The organism is Pseudonocardia pini (assembly GCF_013870575.1).
In the GTDB taxonomy this organism is placed as follows: Bacteria; Actinomycetota; Actinomycetes; order Mycobacteriales; family Pseudonocardiaceae; genus Pseudonocardia; species Pseudonocardia pini.
The window spans coordinates 1-1,396 of sequence record NZ_JACBXB010001082.1; the positions used below are offsets into that span (position 1 = coordinate 1).

Consider the following 1,396-nt stretch of genomic DNA (forward strand, 5'->3'; position numbering starts at 1 on the left):
TCGAGCTCGCCGACCGGGCGCAGCACGGACCGCCGGGTCCAGGCGACGAGCACGGCCATCCCCGCCAGCAGCAGCACGGCCACGGTGATCGCCGCCGCCGACCAGCCCCGGGCACGGCTCCCGGCCTCGCCGGTCTCCTGCGCGGTCCGGGTGTCGACGAGCGTGATCACCTGCCCGATCGGCCCCATGATCTCGGCCTTGGCGTGCAGGTAGGTCGCGTCGTAGAGGACGGCCGTGGCCCGCTCGCGGTCCGGCGGGGTGGCCGCGACCAGGGTGAACGCCTGCTCCTCGATGCCGGCGAGGGCGTCGGAGCGGGCCTGCGCGGTGGCGAGCAGCCCCTGCTCGACGGAGGTGAACCCGGCCCCCGCGGCGAGCGCGGCGAAGGCGGCGGGCGGCTCGAAGGGGGTGGGCCGCTGCCCGGTGTCGCTGACGACGTCCCAGTAGATGCCGTCGTAGTTCACCGGGCGCGGTGCGGTGCCCGCCCGGATCGCGAGGATCTCGCGGAACCAGTCGAGGTAGCGCGGCTCGCCGGTGGCGACGTAGGACCGGGCCATCCGGGTCAGGTCGTCCGAGGTCTGCCGCAGCTCGTAGGCCAGCCGCAGCGACTCCGAGCGCCGGGCTTCGGCGTCGCTCGCGTCCTGCATGCTCTGCTCGGCCAACAGGCTGACCAGCAGGACCACCGCCAGCAGCACCCCGCCCAGGCCGAGGCCGAGGGTCAGCAGGCGCTTGAGCGAGCCGCGGGCGCCCAGCCTGCTCGTCTCGGGCACGCTCGCGCCGGGCAGCCCCTTCACCCGGCCGTCCCCTCTCCCGCTCATTCCCCGGAGGCCCGCGCGACCTGGCTGCGGAGCGCCATGATCTCGGCCCGCAGCGCGGTCTCGCGCTCGGCGACCTCCCGGCTCATGTCGCTCAGCCGCCGCGCCATCCGCCCGACGACGTCGTCCCGGTCCCGTTCCGCCGCCAGCCGGTCCGGCTCGTCGGCCAGGATGTCCTCCATGCGGCGCAGGTTGTCCCGCTCGACGTCGCGGAGCCGCTTGGCCGCCAGCGAGGAGCGCAGCCGGGCGCGCAGCATCGCCGCGCTGAAGGGTTTGGGCAGGTAGTCCGTGGCGCCGAGCTCGATGCAGCGCACCACGCTCTCCAGGTCCTGCACCGCGGACACCATGATCACCGGCAGGTGCTCGAGCGCGGGGTCGGCCTTGATCTCGGCGAGCGTGGAGTAGCCGTCGAGCACCGGCATGAGGAGGTCGAGCAGGACGACGTCGAAGCCGCCGTCCTCCGCGAGGCGTTCCAGCGCTCGCCTGCCGTTCTCCGCGGTGTCCACCTCGTGCCCGAGCTCGGTCAGCGCGGCGGCGAGCAGCCTGCGGTTCATGCCGCTGTCGTCGACGACGAGGACCCGGCC

At 74.5% G+C, this 1,396-nt stretch carries 2 protein-coding genes; both read right to left on the reverse strand.

From position 1 onward, the window contains the following. The coding region (locus H5J29_RS32705) for a hypothetical protein (protein WP_220188222.1) at positions 1-791 on the reverse strand (791 nt) is incomplete at its 3' end. 20 nt (positions 792-811) lie between these two features. Then, the coding region (locus H5J29_RS32710) for a response regulator (RefSeq protein ID WP_181784759.1) at positions 812-1,396 on the reverse strand (585 nt) is incomplete at its 5' end.